Annotated in this window: 26 protein-coding genes; 15 read left to right on the top strand and 11 right to left on the bottom strand. The window is 37.8% G+C overall.

What is annotated here, in order from left to right; translation table 11 throughout:
* Positions 1-104: 104 nt before the first annotated feature.
* Positions 105-245 carry an RAxF-45 family protein gene (locus KVT27_RS03825; RefSeq protein WP_008174324.1) on the bottom strand — a complete coding sequence of 47 codons (141 nt, stop codon included), beginning with the start codon at positions 243-245 and terminating at the stop codon, positions 105-107.
* 213 nt (positions 246-458) lie between these two features.
* Here KVT27_RS03825 and KVT27_RS03820 point away from each other — a divergent pair, with 213 nt between their 5' ends.
* Positions 459-2,153, top strand: coding sequence for a methyl-accepting chemotaxis protein (locus KVT27_RS03820; RefSeq protein WP_217580748.1), 1,695 nt, complete (start codon positions 459-461; stop codon positions 2,151-2,153).
* 44 nt (positions 2,154-2,197) lie between these two features.
* Here KVT27_RS03820 and KVT27_RS03815 read toward each other — a convergent pair whose 3' ends face one another.
* Positions 2,198-3,226: an AbrB family transcriptional regulator gene (locus tag KVT27_RS03815; RefSeq protein WP_217580747.1), complete on the bottom strand. Its 1,029-nt coding sequence runs from the start codon at positions 3,224-3,226 to the stop codon at positions 2,198-2,200.
* A gap of 224 nt (positions 3,227-3,450) precedes the next feature.
* Here KVT27_RS03815 and KVT27_RS03810 point away from each other — a divergent pair, with 224 nt between their 5' ends.
* From KVT27_RS03810 to KVT27_RS03785, 6 genes are all read left to right on the top strand, one after another.
* A complete protein-coding gene (locus KVT27_RS03810; RefSeq protein WP_089985532.1) occupies positions 3,451-3,900 on the top strand; it encodes a LytTR family DNA-binding domain-containing protein in 450 nt (149 codons plus the stop codon).
* A gap of 1 nt (position 3,901) precedes the next feature.
* On the top strand, positions 3,902-4,306 hold the full coding sequence (locus KVT27_RS03805) for a DUF3021 domain-containing protein (protein ID WP_025114246.1): 405 nt from the start codon (positions 3,902-3,904) through the stop codon (positions 4,304-4,306).
* A 5-nt stretch (positions 4,307-4,311) separates the two neighbouring features.
* Positions 4,312-5,232, top strand: a complete 921-nt coding sequence (locus tag KVT27_RS03800) for an ABC transporter ATP-binding protein (RefSeq protein ID WP_217580746.1) — start codon at positions 4,312-4,314, stop codon at positions 5,230-5,232.
* A complete protein-coding gene (locus KVT27_RS03795) occupies positions 5,232-6,107 on the top strand; it encodes an ABC transporter permease (protein WP_217580745.1) in 876 nt (291 codons plus the stop codon). The genes KVT27_RS03800 and KVT27_RS03795 overlap by 1 nt, the downstream gene beginning before the upstream one ends.
* Positions 6,108-6,241: 134 nt before the next feature.
* Positions 6,242-6,997 carry a DUF2087 domain-containing protein gene (locus KVT27_RS03790; protein ID WP_031417937.1) on the top strand — a complete coding sequence of 252 codons (756 nt, stop codon included), beginning with the start codon at positions 6,242-6,244 and terminating at the stop codon, positions 6,995-6,997.
* A gap of 17 nt (positions 6,998-7,014) precedes the next feature.
* Positions 7,015-7,356 carry a GIY-YIG nuclease family protein gene (locus KVT27_RS03785; protein ID WP_217580744.1) on the top strand — a complete coding sequence of 114 codons (342 nt, stop codon included), beginning with the start codon at positions 7,015-7,017 and terminating at the stop codon, positions 7,354-7,356.
* Between the two features lie 65 nt (positions 7,357-7,421).
* On the opposite strand, the gene KVT27_RS03780 is transcribed toward KVT27_RS03785, so the two are convergent.
* The 8 genes from KVT27_RS03780 to KVT27_RS03745 all read right to left on the bottom strand — a co-directional run bounded on the left by KVT27_RS03780 (position 7,422) and on the right by KVT27_RS03745 (position 15,855).
* Positions 7,422-7,796 (bottom strand): MmcQ/YjbR family DNA-binding protein, encoded by a 375-nt coding sequence (locus KVT27_RS03780; protein ID WP_036147616.1) that lies wholly within the window; start codon positions 7,794-7,796, stop codon positions 7,422-7,424.
* A gap of 98 nt (positions 7,797-7,894) precedes the next feature.
* Entirely contained in the window at positions 7,895-8,713 is an 819-nt protein-coding gene (locus KVT27_RS03775; protein ID WP_008174345.1) for a YitT family protein, read from the bottom strand.
* A gap of 79 nt (positions 8,714-8,792) precedes the next feature.
* Positions 8,793-10,094, bottom strand: coding sequence for a M48 family metallopeptidase (locus KVT27_RS03770; protein WP_036124464.1), 1,302 nt, complete (start codon positions 10,092-10,094; stop codon positions 8,793-8,795).
* Positions 10,095-10,285: 191 nt separating this feature from the next.
* On the bottom strand, positions 10,286-11,092 hold the full coding sequence (locus tag KVT27_RS03765; RefSeq protein WP_217580743.1) for a hypothetical protein: 807 nt from the start codon (positions 11,090-11,092) through the stop codon (positions 10,286-10,288).
* A complete protein-coding gene (locus tag KVT27_RS03760; RefSeq protein WP_217580742.1) occupies positions 11,085-12,155 on the bottom strand; it encodes an MBL fold metallo-hydrolase in 1,071 nt (356 codons plus the stop codon). Before KVT27_RS03760 ends, KVT27_RS03765 begins: the two co-directional genes overlap by 8 nt.
* The gene (locus KVT27_RS03755) at positions 12,148-13,809 is read right to left on the bottom strand and encodes an ABC transporter permease (RefSeq protein WP_217580740.1); all 1,662 of its coding nucleotides are present in this window, start codon (positions 13,807-13,809) and stop codon (positions 12,148-12,150) included. Before KVT27_RS03755 ends, KVT27_RS03760 begins: the two co-directional genes overlap by 8 nt.
* A 58-nt stretch (positions 13,810-13,867) precedes the next feature.
* Entirely contained in the window at positions 13,868-14,893 is a 1,026-nt protein-coding gene (locus KVT27_RS03750; protein WP_217580738.1) for an ABC transporter substrate-binding protein, read from the bottom strand.
* Complete coding sequence (locus KVT27_RS03745) at positions 14,890-15,855, bottom strand: ABC transporter ATP-binding protein (RefSeq protein WP_217580736.1); 966 nt, start codon at positions 15,853-15,855, stop codon at positions 14,890-14,892. The genes KVT27_RS03750 and KVT27_RS03745 overlap by 4 nt, the downstream gene beginning before the upstream one ends.
* A 138-nt stretch (positions 15,856-15,993) precedes the next feature.
* Here KVT27_RS03745 and KVT27_RS03740 point away from each other — a divergent pair, with 138 nt between their 5' ends.
* From KVT27_RS03740 to KVT27_RS03715, 6 genes are all read left to right on the top strand, one after another.
* Positions 15,994-16,905, top strand: a complete 912-nt coding sequence (locus KVT27_RS03740) for a LysR family transcriptional regulator (RefSeq protein WP_217580734.1) — start codon at positions 15,994-15,996, stop codon at positions 16,903-16,905.
* A gap of 55 nt (positions 16,906-16,960) precedes the next feature.
* Positions 16,961-17,425, top strand: coding sequence for a PTS sugar transporter subunit IIA (locus tag KVT27_RS03735; RefSeq protein WP_217580732.1), 465 nt, complete (start codon positions 16,961-16,963; stop codon positions 17,423-17,425).
* Positions 17,422-17,685, top strand: coding sequence for a PTS sugar transporter subunit IIB (locus KVT27_RS03730; RefSeq protein ID WP_036147608.1), 264 nt, complete (start codon positions 17,422-17,424; stop codon positions 17,683-17,685). The genes KVT27_RS03735 and KVT27_RS03730 overlap by 4 nt, the downstream gene beginning before the upstream one ends.
* A gap of 32 nt (positions 17,686-17,717) precedes the next feature.
* Complete coding sequence (locus KVT27_RS03725; RefSeq protein WP_036124451.1) at positions 17,718-18,986, top strand: PTS ascorbate transporter subunit IIC; 1,269 nt, start codon at positions 17,718-17,720, stop codon at positions 18,984-18,986.
* A 260-nt stretch (positions 18,987-19,246) separates the two neighbouring features.
* Positions 19,247-20,230, top strand: coding sequence for a BMP family lipoprotein (locus KVT27_RS03720; protein WP_036124450.1), 984 nt, complete (start codon positions 19,247-19,249; stop codon positions 20,228-20,230).
* Positions 20,230-21,891: a methyl-accepting chemotaxis protein gene (locus tag KVT27_RS03715; RefSeq protein ID WP_036147606.1), complete on the top strand. Its 1,662-nt coding sequence runs from the start codon at positions 20,230-20,232 to the stop codon at positions 21,889-21,891. Before KVT27_RS03720 ends, KVT27_RS03715 begins: the two co-directional genes overlap by 1 nt.
* Before the next feature lie 57 nt (positions 21,892-21,948).
* Here KVT27_RS03715 and KVT27_RS03710 read toward each other — a convergent pair whose 3' ends face one another.
* A complete protein-coding gene (locus KVT27_RS03710) occupies positions 21,949-22,707 on the bottom strand; it encodes an SDR family NAD(P)-dependent oxidoreductase (RefSeq protein ID WP_217580730.1) in 759 nt (252 codons plus the stop codon).
* A 164-nt stretch (positions 22,708-22,871) separates the two neighbouring features.
* On the opposite strand from KVT27_RS03710, the gene KVT27_RS27215 reads away from it, so the two are divergent.
* Positions 22,872-24,059: an AraC family transcriptional regulator gene (locus tag KVT27_RS27215; protein WP_036124444.1), complete on the top strand. Its 1,188-nt coding sequence runs from the start codon at positions 22,872-22,874 to the stop codon at positions 24,057-24,059.
* 132 nt (positions 24,060-24,191) lie between these two features.
* Complete coding sequence (locus KVT27_RS03700) at positions 24,192-25,190, top strand: permease (RefSeq protein ID WP_042737475.1); 999 nt, start codon at positions 24,192-24,194, stop codon at positions 25,188-25,190.
* The last annotated feature ends 6 nt before the right edge of the window (positions 25,191-25,196 follow it).

Genomic DNA, 25,196 nt, shown 5'->3' with positions numbered 1-25,196 from the left:
CGTTTTTTCCTCCAATGAAACGCGCGAAAACATCTTGACAACACAAAAAAGACTGCTCATTAACAAGCAGTCTTTTTCTCATTAAAATGTGTGAAAAAGAATGGTTAATTCGCTACGTTAGTTATTTGATTTTGCTTAAAAATGGACAGACCTATCCCGTTGTTCGCAAAATCGAAAGTAATGACACGTGCAAAATACATAGCTGTATCCACTTTTATACATGTGTCCGTAGCGTTTTTATTCATTCTTTTTCACCTCCGTTCAATATAGTTAAACATATAATACCATTTTTCAGATTATTTGAAAAGGGGATAAATGAACAATCATTTTATTTTATAAATATACAAACTGGCACACTAGTTATATACTAATAAAAAATAGAAATTTTTTCCCAAATTATATCAATATTTAGGTGATTGGTAATAGGGTTTTTCACGGAGAATGTGGAGGGACAATTCATGAAAAAGCTAAATATTCAAAAGAAAATGAGCTTATTAATTGTGGTTATTATTGGATTTGTACTCATTGCTATAGGTCTTATGAACACAGCCGAAATGAAAAAAACATTACGAGATGAGTACAATACAAGACTCCATCAAATTTTAGATTTAAGTATACTTAACCTCGACCAAACATTACCTGGTGAATGGCAATTAAAAAATGGCGAGCTTTACAAAGGCAATGTAAACGTAGCCAATGAAACGGCACTTATTGATACTTTAGGAGAATTATCACAGGCTGCCATTACAATTTTCGCTGGGGAAACGAGAATTAATACAAATATTGTCGTAGATGGACAACGTGCTATTGGAACAACGGTCGACCCAAAAGTAGCTGACACTGTTTTACAGCAAGGGAAAACGTACACTGGTACTGCCGAAGTGCTAGGCAACCCCTATTTTACAAAATACGAGCCCATTAAAAATAATAACGGCGAAACGATTGGCATGTTCTTTGCTGGGGTACCTTCCGCTGATATTGATGTAGTCGCACAAAAGATGTTAGTAAAGACTGGGATTATCGCTGTCATCTCAGCCCTTATTGCAGTCATTGCAGGCATGCTCTTTATTCGTGGCATTGTTAGACCTTTAAAGCAATTAAACATCCAGTTAGAAACGATCTCTGCTGGTAAAGGTGATTTGACACAGCAGCTACTAGTACAATCAAAGGATGAAATCGGCCATGTGGCAGAGTCGTTTAATGCCATGCTGGCAACTTTACGTAGTATGATACAACAAGTAGATGCAACAGCCAATCAAGTGTCTGCATCCTCACTGGAATTATCTGCAACGGCAGGTTCTACCACGACAACAACGGAGCAATTAACAGCCAATATGCAGGAGCTTGCAAGTGGTGCAAGTACTCAAAAGCATAGTGCTCATGAGAATGCCGAAGCGATGGAAGATATTGCAGGTGGAATTCAACTAGTTACAGAAACTAATAGTGAGGTATCTTCCTATGCGTCGGAAGCCTTCGATACAGCTAGGCATGGTGAGGATGCCGCACATAATATGCAGCTTCAAATGCATGCTATGACCAATGCCGTTCAGGAAAGTGCAGAAGCCATTGCAGCACTTGATACACATGCCAATAAAATAGATGAGATTGTGGAGGTCATTCATGCCATCGCTGATCAAACGAATTTATTAGCCCTCAATGCATCGATCGAGGCGGCTCGTGCAGGCGAACATGGCAAGGGCTTCGCAGTGGTTGCAGAAGAGGTTCGGAAGCTTGCCGAACAATCCAAAACCTCCGCAGCAGAAATTACAGAGACGATTCATACGATGCAACAACTGTCTAAGGAAGCACGGGTGTATATGCAGCAAAGTAAGCAAGAGGCCACTACAAGCGCAGAGGTAGTCTACACAACTAGTCAGGCTTTTGCAGACATTACTACAAAGGTGTCTCTTGTAACAATCAAAATTCAAGAGGTGTCAGGCATTGCCGAAGAGCTGTATGCAAGAATTGAACAGGCGAATGCTTCAACACAAATTATGGCTGAAATTGCTATGGATGCTCGCGAACAATCAAAAATCGTCACACAAATTGCTGAAACAAATCTTCTATCAATGGATGATATTAATCAGGCAGCGTCACAGCTAACAGCGAATGCCGAAACATTGCAAGATTTAATCCATCAATTTAAATATTAAATCGACCAGCAAAAAAACATGAGGGATTAGTTGATCACTATCCCTCATGTTTTCACTTTTTTTACAAACATTTTGACCACAGGCACAAGGAAAATTGAAATCACTAGGATTCGGAAGAGTTGAAAAGCTGTGACGATTGTCACATTGGCATGTACAGAAGCCGCAATAATCCCCATTTGATCAAGTCCCCCAGGCACAATACTTAAAAAGCCTGTCTTAAAGTCGAGACTGTATAAACTTTTCATTAAAAATGTTAAGCCATACGCTGCTCCTATATAAATGCCAGCTGATACAAATGCATAAAAAATATGCCTCTTTGATAAATGTAAATCTTCTTTTTTCAACAATAACCCGATATGGATTCCAACCATCAATTGAGCAATATGTAGAAGAGATATGGGTATTCTAGGCACTTCTATCCCCACCATATTAATACCCATCAATAAAAATACTGGGCCGAGCATATAACCTGTTGGAATTTTAAGCTTTTGAGCAATCCATCCTGCTAAGCCACAAACAATTAGTATACCGATAAGGCCCCATGTATACATTCCGTTGTTCATAGTGCTGTTTCCACCAACATCTGTCAACATTAGCGGGACAAAGCCGACGATTAAAAGAACACGGAGGATTTGAAAGAATGTAATGACCACCATATCCATATCGCCTTGCTCCTCAGCAAAAGCCACAACCTGTGCCATGCCACCAGGTACACAGCATGTCAATGCCGTTGCAAAATCCAAATCTGTACGTTTGGCTACTAAATAACTGACACCAAAAAATAATAATATAAAAATCACATTTATAACGACAATACTCCCTAAAAAAAGCTTAATATCCTGCACCGCTTCTGGAGTAAAGGCAAAGCCAATAGAATAGCCTGCTACGACTAAGCCAAAATTACGGAAGGAAGAGTGCCATCTCAATTGTACGTTGGTCGACAATTGCACAATAAGTACTGCTGTAATCGCGCCTAGCAACCAAGCCATTGGTATATGAAGTAGTTGAAAAACGACAGCACCTATTAGGCCAATACATAATGTGATCAAAATATGCTTACTCAAAACAAACATACTAGCAACCCCTTACAACTAGATAACTATATTATGACGTTTCTTTACCCTTTTTTCTATTGAAGCGACTTTTGTATGGTTTGCTATCGTTAAAAATTAACCTGTTATTGATAAAATTGAACCTCTTATCCAATAATTTACCTTTGCTAAAATTTTCTATGCTACATTATTATTACCTGATTCAGCGTTTTCTCCTTTGTTGGGGAAAGTAAAGGAGGCCTCCTATGAAAATTCATTTAACTATTCACCATGAACTTGAAGAAACAGAGGTTCATATACATGCGAAAGAATACAACGAACAAATTGAAAGACTCATGCAGCAATTACAAGCATCCCAAACTACTATGCTAGATGGGTACTTTCAACAAGAAATTCATCTTTTAAAAATTTCTGATATTTATTCCATCTATGCAGAGGATGCCAAAGTATTTTTACAAACGAATGAGCAAGAGTTTGAGTCTAAACGAAAATTATATGAATTAGAGGCACAGCTTTCTAAGGACTTTGTACGAGTAAGTAAATCTACACTAGTCAATATTCATAAAATCTCCTCTATTCAAATGGGCAAAATCGGTACAACACAATTACTGCTTGAAAATGATGTAACCATTCATGTTAGTCGTAAATATATAAAAGAATTGAAGCGACACTTAGGTATTGGGAGGGATCTATAGCATGAAATATGTAAGCATGATGATTATCGGACTACTCATTTCCCTTAGCTCTTCTTATGTCTTAGTGACATTTAGCGTCCTATCAAATAATGCGATGGTGTCAGGCACAGAATTACTAGAGCAAATTGTAATTGCAGCCATACTTGGCATTGCCATTGGACTTATATCTGGTATTTTTGAGATTGAATCAATTCCTTTTATGGCGCAGCTACTTTTGCATTTAATCGCTGTGACAATCTGTGTTTTAATTGCTGGCTATTTTGGTGGTTGGTTTATGCATTCTGGTGTGAAATATGTGCTGCTTTCTGAAGCCGTTATTTACATCATCGTTTGGTGTATTCTTTATATCCTTCAATTAAATGATATTGAAAAAATAAATCGAGAAATCCGAAAGAGAAAGGAATAATCTGGATGACCCTCGCGATAAAAGTTGAGAATTTATGTAAACAATATGGTGATCATCATGCGGTGAATGACATTTCATTCACAGTAGAACGAGGTACCCTCTTTGCTTTTTTAGGAGCAAACGGTGCTGGCAAATCGACAACAATTGAAATCCTTTGTACTTTATTAAAAAAATCCAGCGGCAATGTCACTATCAATAACTTTACACTAGATGTCAGCAATCATAACGCAGATATCCGTAAATCCATTGGTGTTGTGTTCCAACAAAGCTTATTAGACGATCGTTTAACTGTGCAGGAAAACGTTCTACACCGAGGCAGAACATATGGATTATCTAAAACACAGCTTACTGAAAACTATCAATTTGTTTCCTCCTATTTGCATTTAGAGGATATTGAAAAGCAAAAATATGGAACATTATCAGGCGGTCAAAAAAGACGAGCAGACATTGCACGTGCACTTATTCATCGTCCCACTATTTTATTTTTAGATGAACCAACAACAGGCTTAGATCCCCAAACACGGCAATTAGTTTGGCAGGCCATCAAGCAGCTTCAACTCGAAACGAATATGACGGTGTTTTTAACAACCCATTACATGGAGGAAGCGGCAGTCGCCCATCAGGTCCTTGTTTTAAAGGCAGGAAAAATTGTCGCACAAGGTACGCCTGATGCGTTGAAAACAAAGTATGCCTACGACTCTATGGCCGTTGTTTTCAATAACCCAATAGACGGTGTTAAATGGCTGGAGGAACACGCCATTTCCTATACCGAGAAACAGGAAATCTATACAATCCGTTTGGAGTCCACTCTACAAGCTCTCTCCCTTTTAAAGAAAGCGGAGCCACTCATCGCCTCCTTTGAAGTAATTAAAGGAACGATGGACGATGTCTTCCTTCATATTATGGCAGAGGAGGATGTTGCATAATGGAAGCCCTAATAAGCTTAGTACAACGAAATAGTAAAGTATTTAGGCGAGATAAAACACAAGTGTTCTTCTCTCTACTATCGATAATTATCGTCATCGTGCTTTACGCCGTATTCCTCCAAAAAATGCAGGTAGATGCAATTGAACGAATCACGGAAGCCACACCTGAAGTAATTACCATGGTGAACGAATGGGTTGTAGCAGGGTTACTATCGATGATTGCCGTTTCAACAACACTTGGTGCATATGGTATTGCCATAAAGGATCAGGAATCAAAGGCAATGGCCGATTTTTTAACTGCCCCTCTTTCCCGCTCCACAATACAAATGAGCTATGTGCTCAATGCATTAATAATTGGCAGTATTTTTTCCTTTATCGCATTAATTGGCTGTGAAATTTTTATAGTAGCAACAGGCGGTAAGCTTTTAAGCCTTACACATTTTGTTCAAGTACTTGGCATTATCTTATTATCTGTCTTGCTCGCAAGTGTCTTGAATCTATTTCTTTCCTTGTTTGTGTCGACACAAAATGCCTTCTCAACATTAGGAACTATTGTCGGTACACTACTTGGATTTTTATGCGGTGTTTATGTCCCACTTGGTGCTCTACCAAGCTTTGCACAAAATTTAATTATGTATTTTCCGGTTAGTCATACTACATTACTCTTACGAAACACATTTATGGAAAGCTCCATTACCAATGTCTTTGAGGGTACACCGGTCTCCTATGTGAATGACTATAAAATTAATTATGGTATTGTCTATGAGCTTCATGGTAATACCCTTAGTGCCTCAACGAGCATCCTCATTATCGTTGGTACAATACTCATCCTAGCGATTGCCTCAATCCTTTTGTTTAAAAGAAAATATAAATAAATAGTTGCCAACGTTTTTACACATCGTTTAGAAAACGATGTGTTTTTTATTGCTTTATAACAAACAATTTGTTATTTTAATAATAAATAAGCAAACAAATATAAAAATTGTTTGTTTTTAACGGAGGATTCCTAATGGATGTAAATGAACTATTTTGGCAAGCGCCTATCGATAATCTAAAAAAGGGTTATATCGACGATGAGACACATTTCACTTGTCTACTATGTGGAGAAGAAATAGAAAAAGGAATTATTTACCCGTACGATGGCTTACTGTATGAAGCCGAAAAAATGATGCAGCACCATATTACAATTACACACCAGTCTGTATTTCATTACTTAAATGGACTCAATAAAAAAATGACCGGCTTAACTGAGCATCAAAGTCATATTTTACGCTTATTTTATGAAGGTAAATCAGATCAGGATATAAAAAAAGAATTAGAAATTGGCAGTGCCACGACTATTCGTCATCACCGTTTTGCATTAAAGGAAAAAGAACGCCAAGCCAAGACGTTATTAGTAATGATGGAATTACTGAAGGAACAAGATCGAAAGGAGGATACGTTTGTGTCTATTCATAAAACAGCTACAATGGTTGACGATCGCTATAATGTCACTCTCTCAGAAGAACAACAAGTATTAGCGAAATTATTTCCACATGGTGTTGGTAAGGAGCTAGTTCGTTTTCCTAAGCGTGAAAAACAAAAAATTATAGTACTTCGTGCCATCTCAATGCTTTTTGACAAAGAAAAACAATATACGGAAAAAGAATTGAATGAAATCATCAAACCCATGTATGAAGACTATGTTCATATACGCCGTTACTTAATTGAATACGGTTTTCTGGACCGCCAAGCTGACGGCAGTGCTTACTGGGTTAAAAAATAACAAGGCAGGTAATTAAAATGGATCATAAAAAAGAGCTAAAAGAAATGTATAAGGACATGAAAATTGAAGCGGGCGTTTTTACAATGACGAATACACAAACAAATAAAGTATTTGTCGGTAGCTTTAATAATTTGAAACGTTTAAATGGTTTTCAATTTATGCTCAAAACGAATACACATACGAATAAGGAGCTTCAAGCGGACTACAATTCATTTGGTCAAGATGCTTTCGAGGTGAAAATCGTTGAGTATTTAAAGAAGAAGGAAGAGGGTTATTTTAATGCCAAAAAAGAGCTTGAAAAGCTAGAGCAAAAATGGCTCGACACGCTAAATCCTTATGGTGAGCGAGGCTATAATTGATCATACATGAGCGCATTTACCAATAATAAAGGTAGATGCGCTATCCCTTACTCATATGAGTCTTGTTATTGTTTTGCTTCCAATAGGTAAATTTCCTGCTGTGCTTTTTTCGTTAATTTATTGAAAACAAGTTCATACGAATGCTTAATAAGATTCTCTACCAAATCCATCGGGACATCTTCAGCATCCATATAAATGGAGTTCCAATGCGTTTTATTCATATAGTAGCCAGGTATAATGCTGGCATAGGCTTCTCGTAATTCCTCTGCTCGCGCAGGCTCACATTTTAACGTTAGTACCGGTCTACCTGTGGCATTTCCCCCAATCATGGCATACATCTTTCCACCTATATGATAGCGATCTGCTTGCCATTCTTCCTTATAGTCATACGTTGTTCCTTGCAGCTGAAGACAATTTGCATGAATCGTTTCCTTTTCCATTTCCATTCCCCTTTCAAGATCAACTAGTTACCCCTAAAATAAAAAAACACACGTTCGATTATAGTAAGTATAATCGAAAACATGTGTCGAGAATAGCGTTATTTACTTGTACCACGATCAAACATCCCCATCACCTCGGTTGTTTGCAAAATATTCACAAACGACTTAGGATCGGTTTCTTTAATCGTACTTTTCACATCAGCCAGTTGATAGCGTGTAATAACCGTAATTAATACTTGACGGCCTTCGCCAGAATAGGCTCCTTTCGCATCGATAATCGTTACCCCACGATGAAGCTTTTCTAATAACTGCTGTTTAACCTCTTCGCCTTTATTCGTAATAATCATAAGGGTTAATTTAATATGACTTGTATGAATCGTGTCCACTACTTTTCCGGTTGCATAAATGGAAACAAGCGTTAATAGCGCTGCATCCCAACTAAAGACAAAGCCCGAAGCTGCCACTACGATACCATTCATAGCAGCAATTAAAGTACCAAGCGGAAAATCACGTTTACGGCTTAATAGCATGGCAATAATATCGAAGCCCCCAGAGGAGCCTGCTGCTCGGAAAATCAAGCCCATGGCAACACCTACGATGACTCCACCAAATAAGGAAGCAAGAATGGGCTCTTGTGTCGCCTTGTAAATTGGGATAATATATAAACTCACTGATAAAACAGCCACCGATAAAATCGTATAGCTAATAAAACGTTTCCCGAGCTTCATCACACCTAAAATAAGCAAGGGCAAGTTCAGTAGTAGGTTTAACACCCCGGTATTCAGCGGAGTAATAATCCCAAGCATAATGGCAATACCGCTTAATCCCCCACTTAAAATTTCATGAGGAATTAACAAAAAATTATAAGCAAAGGCCACTAAAATGGAAGAAAGTGTAATAATAATCACATTACGCATGATGATGTCCCCTATAAACGACCAAATTTTGATACATCTTTACCATAGACTACCCAACTTACTTACTGAGAAAACCTAATTACTTATTTTTCTTCTGTTGTTCCTTTAAAGGACCCTCTTGTTTGTATTCGCCCTTATCAGCAACGTTATTAATACGCTCTAGCATTGGAGGATGCGTATAACGGAACCATTTCACCAAAAGCGGTGGGTTGACCTCGCTTAAGCCCGAAATCGTTAGCTTTTGAAATGCCGTTACAGCCGCCTCGCGATCATTCATCAAGTCAATCGCATATTGATCTGCCCTTGATTCCTGGTATCTGGATACGTAATTAGAAACGGGATTGGAAGCAAATAATAATATGGAGGTAATTAGTAAAAATAATGGGTAGGAGCTAATATTACTAATTTTATTAATTTTGAATACCTGTCCATATCGTGTAACGAAGCGTCGCATAATTTTAGCTGTTAGCCATAAACCAGCTAAAGAGAGTAAGAGATAGCCTGCAATGCCAAAATAAATATGCTTTTCAACATAATGACCCATTTCATGCGCCATAATAAACAAAATTTCATTATCCGTCAGTCTGTTTAATGTAGTATCCCAAAGAACAATTCTTGAATTGCTACCGATCCCTGTTACGTAAGCATTTAGGGCATTCGTCTTCTCAGCCATATTCACCTCGTAAACATGCTCTGCCGGGATATGTGCCTGGGTAGCAAGTGATAATATTTTAGTTTCCAGCTCTTTATTTTTTAACGGATAAAAGTCATTGTACAAAGGGTCAATCACAACTGGCTGAATAAACATCACAAACATTGTGAACGGGATGGTTAATAGCCATGCATAGAGCCACCATCTTTTCTCACTCTTTTTAATGAGCCAATAGAGCACTGTCACTATGATCAAGGTCATTCCAAAGTTCACCCAAAAATCAATGACACCATCCTTCATCCAAGATCCAAATGCTTGTGTGCTAATGCCATAGCTTTTACTGAGATAATAACGATAATAGTCCATTGGGAATAATACGACATATACTAATAATGACAATAAAAATAAATAGCCTGCATTTTGCAAAAGCTTCCACTTTGTTTGGGATGTGCTCACTTTCTCTAAATAACGTGAGACCCCCAGCAGTAATATCATGAAGTAAACAAGCCATTCCAAAGGAGTAGCTACAAAGAATAAAAAGTTCCGTATTTTTGAATATTCACCACTTAAAAAAAGTTCCTTACCAGACATAAACATTACTGGATCAGCAACAGTTCCCTGTAAAGCACTTGGTATTTTGCCTCCTCCACTATGGAATATATACCAGTACATACAAAGCACGTAAACACCGAAAAATAATAGCGCAACAATGCCCATTTTTTTAGCTATGTCAATTCCCCCTCATATTACCCAAAGTTCGTCCTATAGTAAGTGTAAGCGAAATTATTAAAGTTAGAACAAATATGGACCTACTTTTTATCAACTGTTTTTTACAAGAAAAAATTCGCTCCATTTCTAGCAATGAGGACAGTCTATCCTTCTCATTGTTTCAACATGTCGCGAATTTATGAAAATGCTTGTTATTTATCCATTACAAATGTTGTTTTCCCACGTTGATCCTCACTTAAATAGCCTGCGGATAATAATTGGTCATACCATTGCTGTTCGATAACAGCAGCTAGAGCGCTATCATCCACTTTTGTAGAAAGCTCGACCATTATATCTCCTTTATACGCCCAAACCTCAATATCAGCGTCATGTCCTAAAAAGCTTCCTTTATAGGTAGTAGCTTTGGCAGGACCGTAGACAACAGCTTGAGATAATACATTTTTATACCAGGCTTCAGCATCCCAATTTAAAATTTTCTTAGGTGAATAATCAAGGATAAGTTTTTTAGCAGCAGGTGTATCTACGGAATCGTAAGAAACATTTGAAGTCGTTTTCAAGGATTCTTTACGACTAATCGTAAATGTACGCTGGTCGCCCTTTATATCTAATTCAAATTTATAATTGGATTCTGAGCCCGTAAAGCCATGATCTGTTGCCTCAGCAATCGCTTCGTTCAACGGTGTATGAAGAAAACGCTTTTTATAGGTAATATCCATCTTATTACTGCCCTTGTATACACGTAAGCGATGAATATAATCATTTTGGAGAAACATTTTATCAGAAGTATCATAGAAGTAAATTTTTACATCGTCTTTTTTTGTTGCTTGAAAAACATTTGCTATATTTGATTCTGTAAAAATGTCTGATTTGATATTAAACTTAATTTCATGCCCTGGTTCTATTGCTGCATTTGCCTCTGTTGGATGGATATACATCATACTAATAATTGTCAAACATATGAAGCACATATAAAATGCCCATTTCTTTAATTTAGCCATTATTTACTTCCTCCTTTTGTATGGTTGTTTCTAAATTTGTATGTGGACTGTGAAAATAAATAGTTTGTCGTGCATGGATACTTTGCGATAGCGAAATTGTATCCTGATAGTCGGGATGGGTTTTATAGAAAAATTCCTTAGAAGGTTGCGTTAAAACATGCTGACTGAATGACGGACGCGAATACCCTGTATGAATGAATATGGCCGTCGGATGCTCCTTTGCTAGTTCTTCAAGTCGAGCTTCATCCTGTTCCCTAATAAAATAGAGTGTATGACCATTGCCAGAGCATTGCGTGTGACCGACTTGTAACGTCATTCTGTGCGGCCAAATATTTTCAGGTTCTTCTTCATACTGTTTAAACAGGGACTGTAATTTTGTATCTATACAAATGGCTCGTGAAGTTCGCTGAGCAAGATAGGTAACAATATCGACGGTTTTCCCTGAAAAGGATGATGGAAAAATAAAAGCGTTGTTTGGATGTTCATTTACATAAGTTTCTAGCTTGCGTAATACCTCATGATTATCAATATTTTTTTCAATATGGCCACTATCGATGAATGCTACATCATAAATCGTCCCATCTTCTACTGGTAAGGAGGCCTTGAGTAAATAGGAATCACGAACATAATCACCTGAGAAAAAAATTACCTTTTCAAAAAGGCGAATTTTATACCATACACTTCCAATTAAATGGCCACTATATCCCCATTGAAAGGCCAAATAATCATTCACCCTTGTCCATGTTCCTTTTGAATCTGGATGGAAAGTGCGGATATGCGAAATAGGTTGTTGAAGCTGCTGAGAAGTTTTATGACTCATTAGAACCGGTCCTTTGTAGCCCATCTCTTCAAGTAGCGGTAGTGCACCCACATGGTCAATATGGGAATGAGAAATAAAAACTGCCTTTAGTTTTTCTACATGATTAAGTGTTATAGCTGGTGGGTTTTTTTGTGAATTTTTCATCACCCCGCAATCCAGTAAAATCGCCTTCCCTTGATTTTCAATATAAAAGCAATTGCGCCCATACTCCCCCACCCCGCCTAAAATTTCAATCTTAAACATGTGCTTGTCCTCCACGTTTTTGCAACCAATCGAGTAGAAACATAAAAATCACCGTGATGAAGACGGTAATGACGGCAACAGCCATCCCAACACCTACATTTCCTTGCTCAAATTGACTATAAATAAACGTTGCGCCTGTCTCAACAGAAGGTGGCAAAATTAAGAGACCGGCCACTAACTCTCGCATCGAAATAATAAAGGTCATCATCATACCCGTAAGTATGCCCTGCATTAATAACGGAAGGATGATTTTGCGATAAATATCCCAGTTACTACGACCAAAAATTGCTGCCGATTGAAATATGGAAGCATCTAACTGAGAAAACGAAGATTTAATATACTGTACAGAATAGGGTAAGAAAAGAACACAGTATGTCACCACAACCATGGTTTTTGTGTTATAGATGGTTGCGGGAAGCCATGGAGCATTCCAAAACATAATCAATCCTACGACAAAGACAATACCAGGAATAATATTAGGCATTAAGCTAAAGAAGTCTAATACTTGCTGTTTCTTTGTCTCCCCTTTCTTAATATAGAGTGCCATAAGCAAGCCAATAATTGCTGTGATCACGGCCGTCATGATGGAAAAAACAATACTATTTAAAAATGCTGTTAATCCTGCACTGCCAACTGTGAATAGCTCCTGATAGGAGGCAAAGCTAAAATTACCTGCTTGTAAACCATCTCCTCGCACCTTTTGCAAAGAGGTGATGATAATTGAAAAATAAGGGATACCAATAGATAATAAGAGGATCAACCCTACAAAGATCCATGATGTGGCTCTTATATACCATTTATCTGTGACCTCACGTTTTCCAGAACTTTTCCCTGAAAGCACACCATAAGTATATTTACGTCCCATTAAATTTTGGAAATACCAAATGACTAAACAAACCGAGAGTAAAAATAAAGACAGAGAGGTCGCCATCCTAATATCGACCGGCCATCTGGATAAATACGAATGAATTTCTGTTGTAAATACTTGAAAACCAATACGACTACCAAATGTAGCTGGTGTTCCAAATTCCGCAAGCGTTTTGATAAAAATCAGTAAACTTCCTAAAACATAGCTTGATAGAATAAGTGGTAAAACGATTTTGACCCAATTTCTCCACGGATTCCGTCCGAAAATCAATGCTGCATCTAAAAAGGAACCGTTCATTCGTAGTAATGTATTTCTTAACATTAAATACAAAAACGGAAATAGGTGTAAGCTCATAATCATAACCATTCCAAATAAGGAAAAGAATGAATCCGTTAACCAAGCAGCGCCCGGAACTAATTGTTGAAGAAAACCATTATGCTGCATAAACAATATCCAACCCATAGAACCAATATAAGGGGGTGTCATAAATGGAATGGTTAAAACAATATCGAGCCATTCATGTTTATATAAGCTTGTTTTCGTTCGTATAAATGCCATAGGAAAGGCAATTAACGTTGTACCTAACATAACGAAAATCCCTAAGCCTATTGAATTCCCAAGTGTCTGCCATAATCGTTCATGTGCAAACATTCGGCTAAACTGTGAAAAATCAAAATGCCCCTCTTTTGTAAACGTATAGAACAAAATCGCCATTAAAGGAGCGATAGCAAATACGACGACAATTGTCATTAAAAATCCAAACGTTCGTCTTCCTTCCATGATCATGACTACTTCAACCCTTCTATTTGCAAACTCAACGGAGAACTATGTACCTCCCTATCGGTTAACGAAATAAATCGATAAACTTTGTTAATACATCAAGTTGCTTGGCTTCAGCACCTGCCCACTCAACTTGTAGTTGAGGAATTTCATCTAATGCCGCACGATTTTTTACCGCAATCTCCTTATTTCCTGGTAATAAGTAAGCATCTGCTACAAGCTTTTGTCCTTCATCTGACAATAAAAAGTCAACATATGCCTTTGCAGCTTCAACATGTTTCGCATCCTTCAAAATACCAACAGCACGAGGACTAACGACCGTACCACTTTTCGGATAGACGATTTCCACTGGTTCACCATCTGCTTTTGCTTTGTAAGCCATATAATCAACGCCTGCTATTGTCGCATTTTTCTCACCTGTAATGACTGCATCTAACGCTTCCTTATTTGCGCCATTGAGTTGTAATCCATTGTTCTTCCACGTATCCACTGTTGCCCATGCCGTTTTCTCTGCTTCCGTATACCCAAATAAGAAATCGACAGCTGAACCTGATAAACTTGGATCCGGTATATTAATTTTGTTTTGCCACTCAGCTTTTGCTAAATCTGCCCAATCTGTCGGTGCCTGCTTTGTATTTTTCGTATTATAGGCAATACCTAAGGCCGAGGCACTGTAGCCGAAATAATACCCTTCTCCGTCTGACCAAGTAGGATTGATGTTCTCTTTATTTTCGGCATCTTTATAGCTTTGTAGCTGGTCAGTTGCCTTAAGACCATCCATAGAAGCTACCGAGGCTAGTACGACAATATCGGCTACAGGATTATTTTTTTCCGCTTCTAAACGAGAAAGAATTTTGCCTGTAGTACCTTGAAACATCTCAACCTTAATACCTGTTTTTTCTTCAAAAGCTTGCTGAATATTTGCGGCTAAGCCATCAGGGCCCGCAGAATATACGGTTAATACTTGCTCCTCTTGCGTCTTTGCACTTACCTGTTGCCCCTCCTCCGCCTGTTTATTCCCACAGCCAGCTAATGCCAATGTTAGTAGAATCCCCGCAGTTGCCCATAATTTAAAACGTCGCTTTTTCAATGTATACCCTCCATTTGATAGATCTGATTTTCATCAATAAATACTTGTAGTCGTTTTCCATGTTCTAGTGGCTGATTCTCATAAAAGCTCCACGCTTTTCCTTCCACTTGAGCCTGTACTAGGTAACGGTCTCCAACAAACGTACTTTTCACAATCTTCGCTTGCTTAGCAATCGTGCCTGGACGTTGTATTCGAGAAACACCTTCAGGGCGCACAATAGATTGTCCATTGTGTAACCAATTTACTTTTCCAATAAAATCGGCTACATAAGGTGTTGCTGGCGCACGATAAATCTCTTCAGGGGAGCCGATTTGTGCAATTCTTCCCTCTTCCATAATGATAATTTGATCTGACATGGTCATCGCTTCTGTTTGATCGTGAGTAACAAAAATGGCTTGGCAATCAAGCTCATGGATAAGTTGCATAATTTCATCCTGCATTTGCTTTCGAAGCACTGCATCTAGGGCAGATAATGGCTCATCAAATAAAATCAATTGAGGGTTTGTAGCTAAAGCCCTTGCCAGTGCCACGCGTTGCTGCTGACCGCCTGATAACTCTCCTGGCTTCCGTTTCTCAAACCCTTGCATTTTTACTAAGTGCATCACATGCTCTACACGTGCTGGAATGTCTGACTTTGGAATAATCCCCTTTAAACCAAAGGCGATATTTTGATAGATGGTCATATGAGGCCATAGGGCAAAATCTTGAAAAACCATGGCGATATTGCGTTTATTCGGTTTGACATTTTTACGAGATTCGGAAGAATAAATGACAGTGTCATCAAATCGAATTTCCCCTTTCGTTGGCTGTTCAAGACCTGCCAACAATTTTAATAAAGTTGTTTTACCACAGCCTGACTGTCCGAGAATCGTAATGAATTGTTGATCTAACTCAACATTGATGGGCCATAATGCTTGAGATTGTCCATATTTTTTCTCGATATTAGTTAATGAGATTTTCATAAGTATCCTCCTCGTTACTACCTACTATAAATTCCACATATTTAGAAAATATTAATCTACTATTAATAACTCGTTAAAAAAAATCTAATAAACTTAAGTGAATGCAATATTTTTTCTAATTTACTTTAGGAGGATAAAATGAATAATTTAAAATTACAGGCATTTTGCTTACTCGTTGAATTTAAAAAATTAGCTCCAGTCGCCAAAGAACTTGGTATTACAGCCCCAACTGTGTCCTTTCATATTCGTTCAATTGAGGAGGAATATGGTATCCGATTATTTCGCACAAATGCAGGCGGGTACCGCTTAACTGAAGCGGGAGAGGGTGTTTATCATTATGCCCGTCAAATTGTACAGCTCCAAAAGGATATGAATCGCTTTATTGAAAACCTCTTAGCTGGGCATATCGGCTCCCTCCGACTTGGGGCAAGTGGATTACCCGCACATATTTTCATGCCCGATTTAATCCATCAAGTTTCAATGGCTTATCCAGAGATTCGTATTTCGTTAGAGGTGAAAACAGCTCCGGAAATTGAAAATAAAGTGGCCCTTCAAGAATTAGATTTTGGGCTCATTATGGAGACTAAACAGGAAAATACTGCCCTTCATTACGAGACAATCGGAGAAGATGCCCTTGTTTTAGCATTAAGCCCAACACATGCACTCGCCTCTAAAAAGCTCATCACGAGAGAGGATGTTCTTAAAAATAAACTGTTATTGCATACGTCATCTAGCTCCACGAATCACTTCATCGAAAAGTGGATGGACCCCTTTCAGCCTTCTACTTATACCATCGAATTGGATTCGGTAAGTACAATAAAAAAAATGCTGACCTTCGGAAAGAACTTGGCTTTCGTTTCCGCTGCCTTAATTGAAGAAGAATTAAAATCGGGTCTACTAATGAAAAAGGATTTACAGGATGTGACGCTTCGGAGAAAGATTCAATTTATATATCCTAAAACGCGGTTAGATAATACCATTGATGAGTTTGTCAAAATGTCGATTTACGAAGTAGCGCAGCGATTAAAAATGTCTTCAGTTCTGACATAATTCCACAGATCGCCGTAATAAAATGCAATGGGGATATATTTATTAGAAAGGAGGAATGTATTTGCTAACCCAATTGCTGACAAAGGATTGTATCCAAGTTGCAAACTTTGTTCAGTCCTGGCAAGAAGCCATTCGTTTAGCTGCCAATCCATTAATACGTCAACATAAAATTGAACAACGCTATATCGATGCGATGATTCAATCCATTGAGCAATATGGTCCTTATGTCGTCATTACGCCGAAAGTTGCTATTCCGCATGCACGGCCAACAGACGGTGTTCATGCCTTAGCAGTAAGTTTGCTACGTTTACAGCAGCCTGTTTTTTTCAGCCCTAATCAGCCTGTCTTTTTAATTATTGTTTTAGCTGCAATCGACCATACATCACATCTACAGGCATTGGCTGATCTAACCTTAGTGCTACAACATCCGGATCAGATTGATAGCCTTATTGCTTGTCAGCATGAAGAAGACATACGAGAGAAGATCAAACAATATACGACAAAGGAGTCAGCAGGATGAAAATATTAGTCGTGTGCGGTAGCGGATTAGGAAGTAGTTTTATTTTAGAATTAAATGTAAAGAAGGCATTAGAGTCTATGGGCAAAGAGGCGGAGGTGACCCATACGGATTTAGCATCCGCAAAGGCGGAGAAAGCTGATATTTATTTAGGTGCAGCTGATATTGTGAATGAATTAGCGAAAGACAACGCAATCATTGTGAGTATCGTCAATATGATGAATATATCGGAAATTAAGGAAAAGCTGGAACCTTGGCTTTAAGCACAAAAATTTGGATAGGATGAGGTGTTGGTATGTTAGATGTTATCATGCATGACATTTTAGGAACACCAGCTATATTAGTCGGCCTATTCGCATTTATTGGTTTATTTATTCAAAAGAAATCAAGCTCCACTATTCTTTCAGGTACGTTAAAAACGATTATGGGCTTTGTGATCCTAGGGGCAGGAGCAACTGTCCTAATTGGCTCGTTAGATCATTTTAGTAAAATGTTTGATCATGCTTTTCACGTACAGGGAGTTATTCCTAACAACGAGGCCATCGTAGCAGCTGCTCAAACTAATTTTGGAACAGCCACTGCACTCATTATGGTATTTGGGATGGTTATGAACTTATTACTTGCGCGATTTACGCCATTAAAATATATCTTTTTAACTGGGCATCATACATTATTCATGGCTTGTTTAATCGCTGCTTCTTTATCTGTTGGTGGAATGAGTGGGACACCTCTTATCATTGTCGGTTCTATTATACTCGGACTTTGTATGGTAGTGTTCCCTGCTATTTTGCAACCAACTGTCCGCCAAATAACAGGCAGTGATGATTTTGCTGTCGGTCACTTTGGTAGTGTTGGTTACTATGTATCTGCCAAAATTGGCAAGCTCGTTGGTAATAAAGCAAAATCAACAGAAGATATACAGGTACCTAAGTCCCTTGGCTTTTTACGTGATACATCTGTCGCTATCTCTTTAACGATGAGTGTATTCTTTGTCATTGTAGCGCTATTCGCGGGACCTTCCTATATAGAGGCACAACTATCTGGTGGATCTAACTTCATTATTTTCGCCATTATGCAAGCGATTACATTTGCTGCTGGGGTATATATCATTTTAGCTGGTGTACGGATGTTAATTGCTGAAATTGTTCCAGCCTTTAAAGGCATTGCTGATAAACTTGTGCCCAATACGAAGCCTGCACTCGATTGCCCAACTATTTTCCCATTTGCCCCGAATGCTGTGATCATTGGTTTCCTATTTAGCTTTTTAGCTGGACTTGTTTCAATGTTTATACTGCCTTTCATCGGACTGAAAGTAATTGTGCCAGGGCTAGTTCCCCACTTCTTTACTGGCGCTGCAGCAGGTGTGTTTGGCAATGCTACAGGAGGCAGAATCGGTGCCATGTCAGGTGCCTTTGCTAATGGTTTATTAATTAGCTTTATTCCCGCGATACTTTTAATCTTTATGGGAGATATCGGCTATGAAGGTACGACCTTTGGTGATTCAGACTTTGGTATTATCGGCATTATTATTATTAATTTATTAAAATTATTTGGAGCTGTTTAATTCTAGAAAAAAGCCCTACGCAAATTGCGTTGGGCTTTTTTGTTATTGTACATCCGTGGAAAAGTGGGAAACTTTAATAAATATATTACTTGATTAGTTATCTAGCTTTATATTATTAACTTATTATGTATATAGATTTGGATATATATTCTTATAGATCGTACAAAAATTTATTTTATTCGACGTCTGACATCCGACTAAAAATATTAAATTTTTGCCGATATATACTTTATAACTAGAAACAACAGGAGGTACATATTTTGAAGAAATTAATGGTGGCTTGTCTTTTGATTGCTCTATTAATAGCAGGCTGTTCATCGGCTCAGACAGATACATCAACGGAAGGTTATAAGATAGGAGTTTTACTATCGGATGCTGGACTTGGAGATGAATCATTCAACGATTCTGCTTTTAAAGGACTTGAAAAGGCGCGGGATGAACTTGGTATTTTATTTGATTATAAAGAGGCACCAGATGGAAATTATGAGGAGAAGCTACAGGAGCTTGTAGAAGAAAAATATGATATTATCATTGGTCTCGGTTTTTCTGTACAAGAGGCACTAGAAAAGACTGCGAAGCAATTCCCTGAGCAACAATTTGTATTGATTGATGGACAGTCAGATGTGAACAACATTATCTCTATTACCTTTAAGGAGCAAGAAGGAAGTTTCTTAGTTGGTATGGTGGCTGCTATGACAAGCAAAACAGGGAAAATCGGCTTTATTGGTGGGGCAGATGCTCCTGTTATCCATCACTTTGAAAATGGTTTTATAGAAGGGGCTCGCTATGTAAACCCAAATATTGAAATTATGAGTGACTATGCAGGAACCTTTGATGATACACAGGCTGGTGCGGCAATCGCTGATAAATATATTCAAAATCAAGTTGATTTCATTTACCACGCTGCTGGTTTTACAGGCTTTGGGGCGATAAAAAAAGCTGAAGAAATGGGAATTTATGCAGCTGGGGTTGATATCGATCAATTTTATATTGCTGAAAAAACAGTCGTCACTTCTATGTTAAAGAATGTTGACCATGCCGTTTTTCAACTCGCAAAAACACTGGTGGACGAAGGTAAATTAACTGAAAAATCCTTGGCTCTAGGACTAGCCGAGCAAGGTGTAGGACTAGCTGATATCCGTGTGATTACATTAACGTCTGAGCAACAAGCCGCCATTGAAAAAGCCCGTGAAGCGATTGTTTCAGGCTCGATAAAAGTTTCTGCAGAAAAGAGGGATAGTTAGTGACACTACGAAAGAAATTATTTATGAACACATTGATCCCCATCTTGCTGGCGATGGGGATGATTGGTTTTATTATTGTTCAAACATTTTCCATTCAAACAACGGCTCAAGATGATACCGCACTATTACTCTCAGTGAAAGAGCTTGAACAAAGCTTCGTAGTTGCTAGCCAATCATTAAATAACTACACCTATTTAGATAGTGAGGCCAATAAAAATGAAGCACTTGCTATATTACAAGAAACAAAAGTCAATTTAGATGCATTAGCATCCCTATCGAAAATTCCTGAACATCAGAAATTAATTAGTAAAATTACAGATAAATTTGCAGCGCTCGAAAAAGCTACAAAAGCAGGCCTGCAAGAGGACAATCGTCCAGAAGTTAAAAAGCAATCTCTTCGAATTAAAGGCATTTTAAATGATATGTATTTGCTGAAAAAAGAAACGAATGAATGGTATCAAGAGATGATACAAGTAACAAAGCAAAAAATTGGTTTTATTATTACAACAGCTATCATAGGCAGTGTCCTATTAATCTTAGCAACAATTGTTTATTCTTATGTAGCTGCTAAAAGAATTACGAAACCTATCAACCAAATTGTAGAATGTGCGCAGAGCGCGGCTACTGGGGATCTCACGATAGATACCTCCACCCTTTCCTATCAATCAAATAGCCGTTATGAAATTGATCGATTGACTGAAAGTTTTTCACAAATGATGACGAATTTAAAGAGCACCGTGTTGTCCATCGATCAAATAGGCAAGGATGTTAGTTTATTTACACAGGATGTAACAAGCCATATGCAAAATATTAACGAAGGTAGCAATCAAGTAGCAGTATCTACGGACGAATTAGCAAAGGGTAGTTACACGATGTCAGAAGATATTCAATCGGTCGCGATTCTCATGAATAATATGTCGGATCAATTTAAATCCGTTGCTCACACAACAGAGCAATCAGCTATACATGGTAAACAGGCATTGGATGCCGTTCAAAATGGGCAATTTACATTGGAAAAACAATCTACTATTGCGAAGGATATTCAAGGTGCCTCACTAGCAATTAAAAATGCTGTTACTCAATTTTCACAATTTACAACAGAAATCGAAGGAGCCGCTAATGCTGTTCATACAATTGCCAGTCAAACAAATTTGTTAGCTTTAAATGCCGCTATTGAAGCAGCCCGTGCTGGCGAAGCAGGAAAAGGATTTGCCGTCGTAGCCGATGAAGTTAAAAAGCTTTCTTCTGAAACGGAACATGCGACAAATTTAATTTCTTCAATGGTTACTCATATTCAAGATGGTATAGATCACATCTTAGAAACGGCTGAAAGAGGGCATGAGCTTTCGAATGAGCAAGCACAATCAATGCTAGAAACGGAACATTCATTTGCAGCCATTACTAATCATATAACTGATATCCATCATGATTTACAGCATCTCACTAAGGAAATGATGCAAACAAATGAAATGAGCCAGCAAGTGAATGGTACGATTGAAAATATTTCTGCGATTACAGAAGAAACAGCCGCAGGTACAGAGGAAATTTCAGCCTCAACACAGGAACAACTAGTATCCTTCCAAAAAATAAATACAAAAATTGTCGACCTTCAAAAAATGACGGATACATTAATGAATGAGCTTAAAAAATTCACATTATAGCTTGTCAAATAAACATGAAAAAATCCAGTGACTAGTTGTTCACTGGATTTCTTTATTTTATAATGTTAAGCCACCATCAACTACTACGATAGAGCCTGTCATGTAGCTTGCTTTGTCTGATGCTAGGAAAACAACCATTTCTGCTAATTCTTCTGGTTTAGCATAACGTCCCATTCTCATATTTGGAATTTCCTCTGGAATATAGCCCCCTGTTTCAAACATAGCAGTTACACTGTTTGTTAGCGCTGTTTCCACTCCACCAGGACAAATCGCATTAATACGAATACCTTTTTTCACATACTCTAATGAAGCAGATTTTGTTAAACCAATAACTGCATGCTTACTTGCAGAATAAACAGCCATACTATGCTCGCTACGAACACCAGCCGTTGAAGCTGTATTTATAATAGAGCCACTACCTTGTCCTTCCATTACTTTAATCACATGTTTTAAGCCAAGAAAAACTCCTTTTACGTTGATTGACATAATGCGATCATATTCATGATCAGCAATCTCTGTTAATGGGGAAATTTTTTGAATCACTCCTGCATTATTGAAAAATACATCAATACGACCGTATGTTTCAACGGCAGCATTCACATATTTCTCTACATCTTCACTTTTCGAAACATCAGCTTGAACGAAGATTCCCTCTCCTCCTTGTTCTTTCACCAATTTTAATGTTTCTTCTCCCGTTTCCTTGTTGAAATCAACGATCACGACTTTTGCACCGTTGCTAGCAAGCTTTAAACTGCTTGCTCTTCCAATACCGCTTCCAGCACCCGTTACTAAGGCAATTTTATTTAAAAGATCCATCTTCCATTCCCCCTATTATGTTGAATACATGGTCTATTTTATTGCTACTTTCCCCTTTTTTATTGTATTATTTTACACAAAATAGTACTTTCCCATTGTCTGTTCATAAAAATTGTAACTGCTTTCATTTTGAAAGCACCATGAAGAACTGAGGTGTGTAACACGTGAAAATATCTACTATCGACCTTCAATACATAAGTCAACTCGTTTATGAAACACATCATCTTCCTGTCTCTTATATTCATGCATCGGGAGAAATAATTTTTGAATATGCATCAGCGGAATGTCTCAATCATCCATCCTATCATTCTATAAAGGAACAATTGAAAACATATCCTTACCATACGTCTTCATCAGACTATCCGTTTTTTTTCACTATCGCTAATTTTAATTTCTTCTTGATCAACCTCATCATAAACAAAAAGCATTTAGGAGCCATAATTGTCGGTCCCTCTCTTTCACCACAATTGGAGGAAACCACTTATCATGAGCACGAGCCGATCCCTACTCTTCATTATCAGCAGCGCTTAGCTATTAGTTTATTTGTTTATTATTCCATCTATCAGCGGAAATTAAATAAAACAGCAGTAATTCATTACAACCAAGAGCTAAAGCCTCTTATTCGCCATGAGGGACATACAGCGCTTGAGCTTTCGTATGCCAGAAGAAATGATATTGTCCATACAAATCTTTACTATGAAAAAATATTATTAGACAATGTGAAAAATGGGCGTATGGAGAAATTAACAGAAGTCTTGAACTATTCCATTGTTGAACAAGCGGAACTTGGAGTACTTTCAAAGCGTAATAATTTAAAAAGTGTACAATATTTGATGATTACAGGGATTGCCCTAATTTGTCGTGCAGCGATTGAAGGTGGGTTAAACGAAGAAACAGCCTTTACACTAAGTGATTTTTACATTCAGAAACTAGAGGATCAAAATAGTTTAATCGACATTCTTTCGTTAATGGAGGAAGCTATTTACGACTACACAAGTCGTGTAGCACAAGCCAAAACAAGGAAATATTCGGCTCCCGTTACTGCTTGTATTCATTATATTGAAAATCAATTATACGGAGATATAACACTCGATCAACTTTCAGCTATTTGCCATTTAAGCCCCAATTACCTCTCCTCCTTATTTAAAAAGGAAGTAGGGATTTCCTTTACTGAATATATTCAGCAGCAAAGGATTGATGAGGCGAAGAAGCTCTTAACATTTACAAACTATCCAATCTTAGATATCGGCTCTTTACTTAATTTCACAGACCAAAGCTATTTTATTAAAGTTTTTAAGAAATTTACTGGTATCACCCCTAAGCAATATAGAACTAAATATGCTCATCAATAAATTGATAGAGGAGAGAAAGTAATAAGTTAGTGGGAAATAGCTTATATTTTCTCTTTTTTTGAAAGTACTAACAGAAACTTTTATCACATACCTTGTATTAAAACGTAATCATTACACTTTAAGGAGGTATTTGTGGAACGTCTAGCTTTCTCTAAATATGCATTGAATTTTTGGTTCCTCTTCATTCTATTTATTAGTATTCTATCGCTAATCTTGTTCAACATCTCTGCACTGAACAATCTAAGCTCGTCTTTACTCAGTTTGAACACCATTTTTTTAAGTATTTTAATTGAGGCATTACCATTTGTCTTAATGGGAATACTCATTGCTGGCTTTATTCAAATTTTCATTACAGAGGAACATATTCAAAGGTGTATTCCTCGAAACCCTCTGTTGGCTGTTGTTATGAGCTGTCTTATAGGAGCCTTATTTCCAGCCTGTGAATGTGGAATTGTTCCGATTGTTAAGAGATTGATAGCCAAAGGTGTACCTATTCATGCAGCTATGGGATTTATGTTAACTGGCCCGCTCATTAATCCAGTCGTTATTCTTTCTACCTATATGGCATTTGGCAATGATTTAAGAATAGCTAGCCTTCGGATGCTAATTGGCTTTGTCATTGCCATTGTAGTCGCATTACTCATCAGCTTGTTTTTTAAAGGCTCACAATTTAAACATTCCTTACAGCCCTATTCATTGACAACTACTAATCAACAAACATCCTTCGTCACAAAACTAATGACTATGTTTAAACATGCCATTGATGAATTTTTTGATGTGGGCAAATACTTCATTATTGGGGCGTTTTTAGCTGCCTTTGTGCAAACCTATGTATCTACCAAAGCACTCGTCGAAATTGGAGATGGTGTATCCTCCTCAATTTTGGTCATGATGGGCTTAGCCTTCATTTTATCCCTTTGTTCGGAGGCCGATGCCTTTATTGGCGCATCCTTTAGCGCCGTTTTCTCTACACCATCCATTCTTGCATTTCTTATTTTCGGCCCGATGATTGACTTGAAAAATACTATCATGTTGATGAGCGTATTTCGCTTAAAATTTGTCTTCTCATTAATCGCCTTAGTGGCTATAGTTGTCTACATTAGTATATGGATTCTTTCAGCGTATCTCTAAGGGGGT

The organism is Lysinibacillus sp. GbtcB16 (assembly GCF_019091145.1).
In the GTDB taxonomy this organism is placed as follows: Bacteria; Bacillota; Bacilli; order Bacillales_A; family Planococcaceae; genus Lysinibacillus; species Lysinibacillus fusiformis.
This window is presented reverse-complemented; position numbering and strand designations above follow the sequence as displayed.

Coding starts and splice junctions, on each gene's coding strand:
- KVT27_RS03790 (WP_031417937.1), top strand. CDS start 6,242: ATGGATGTAAATGAACTATTTTGGCAAGCGCCTATCGATAATCTAAAA.
- KVT27_RS03760 (WP_217580742.1), bottom strand. CDS start 12,155: ATGTTTAAGATTGAAATTTTAGGCGGGGTGGGGGAGTATGGGCGCAAT.
- KVT27_RS03725 (WP_036124451.1), top strand. CDS start 17,718: ATGTTAGATGTTATCATGCATGACATTTTAGGAACACCAGCTATATTA.
- KVT27_RS03780 (WP_036147616.1), bottom strand. CDS start 7,796: ATGGAAAAGGAAACGATTCATGCAAATTGTCTTCAGCTGCAAGGAACA.
- KVT27_RS03745 (WP_217580736.1), bottom strand. CDS start 15,855: ATGAAAATCTCATTAACTAATATCGAGAAAAAATATGGACAATCTCAA.
- KVT27_RS03775 (WP_008174345.1), bottom strand. CDS start 8,713: ATGCGTAATGTGATTATTATTACACTTTCTTCCATTTTAGTGGCCTTT.
- KVT27_RS03735 (WP_217580732.1), top strand. CDS start 16,961: ATGTATTTGCTAACCCAATTGCTGACAAAGGATTGTATCCAAGTTGCA.
- KVT27_RS03765 (WP_217580743.1), bottom strand. CDS start 11,092: ATGGCTAAATTAAAGAAATGGGCATTTTATATGTGCTTCATATGTTTG.
- KVT27_RS03810 (WP_089985532.1), top strand. CDS start 3,451: ATGAAAATTCATTTAACTATTCACCATGAACTTGAAGAAACAGAGGTT.
- KVT27_RS03815 (WP_217580747.1), bottom strand. CDS start 3,226: ATGTTTGTTTTGAGTAAGCATATTTTGATCACATTATGTATTGGCCTA.
- KVT27_RS03820 (WP_217580748.1), top strand. CDS start 459: ATGAAAAAGCTAAATATTCAAAAGAAAATGAGCTTATTAATTGTGGTT.
- KVT27_RS03795 (WP_217580745.1), top strand. CDS start 5,232: ATGGAAGCCCTAATAAGCTTAGTACAACGAAATAGTAAAGTATTTAGG.
- KVT27_RS03710 (WP_217580730.1), bottom strand. CDS start 22,707: ATGGATCTTTTAAATAAAATTGCCTTAGTAACGGGTGCTGGAAGCGGT.
- KVT27_RS03785 (WP_217580744.1), top strand. CDS start 7,015: ATGGATCATAAAAAAGAGCTAAAAGAAATGTATAAGGACATGAAAATT.
- KVT27_RS03730 (WP_036147608.1), top strand. CDS start 17,422: ATGAAAATATTAGTCGTGTGCGGTAGCGGATTAGGAAGTAGTTTTATT.
- KVT27_RS03825 (WP_008174324.1), bottom strand. CDS start 245: ATGAATAAAAACGCTACGGACACATGTATAAAAGTGGATACAGCTATG.
- KVT27_RS03755 (WP_217580740.1), bottom strand. CDS start 13,809: ATGATCATGGAAGGAAGACGAACGTTTGGATTTTTAATGACAATTGTC.
- KVT27_RS03800 (WP_217580746.1), top strand. CDS start 4,312: ATGACCCTCGCGATAAAAGTTGAGAATTTATGTAAACAATATGGTGAT.
- KVT27_RS03805 (WP_025114246.1), top strand. CDS start 3,902: ATGAAATATGTAAGCATGATGATTATCGGACTACTCATTTCCCTTAGC.
- KVT27_RS03740 (WP_217580734.1), top strand. CDS start 15,994: ATGAATAATTTAAAATTACAGGCATTTTGCTTACTCGTTGAATTTAAA.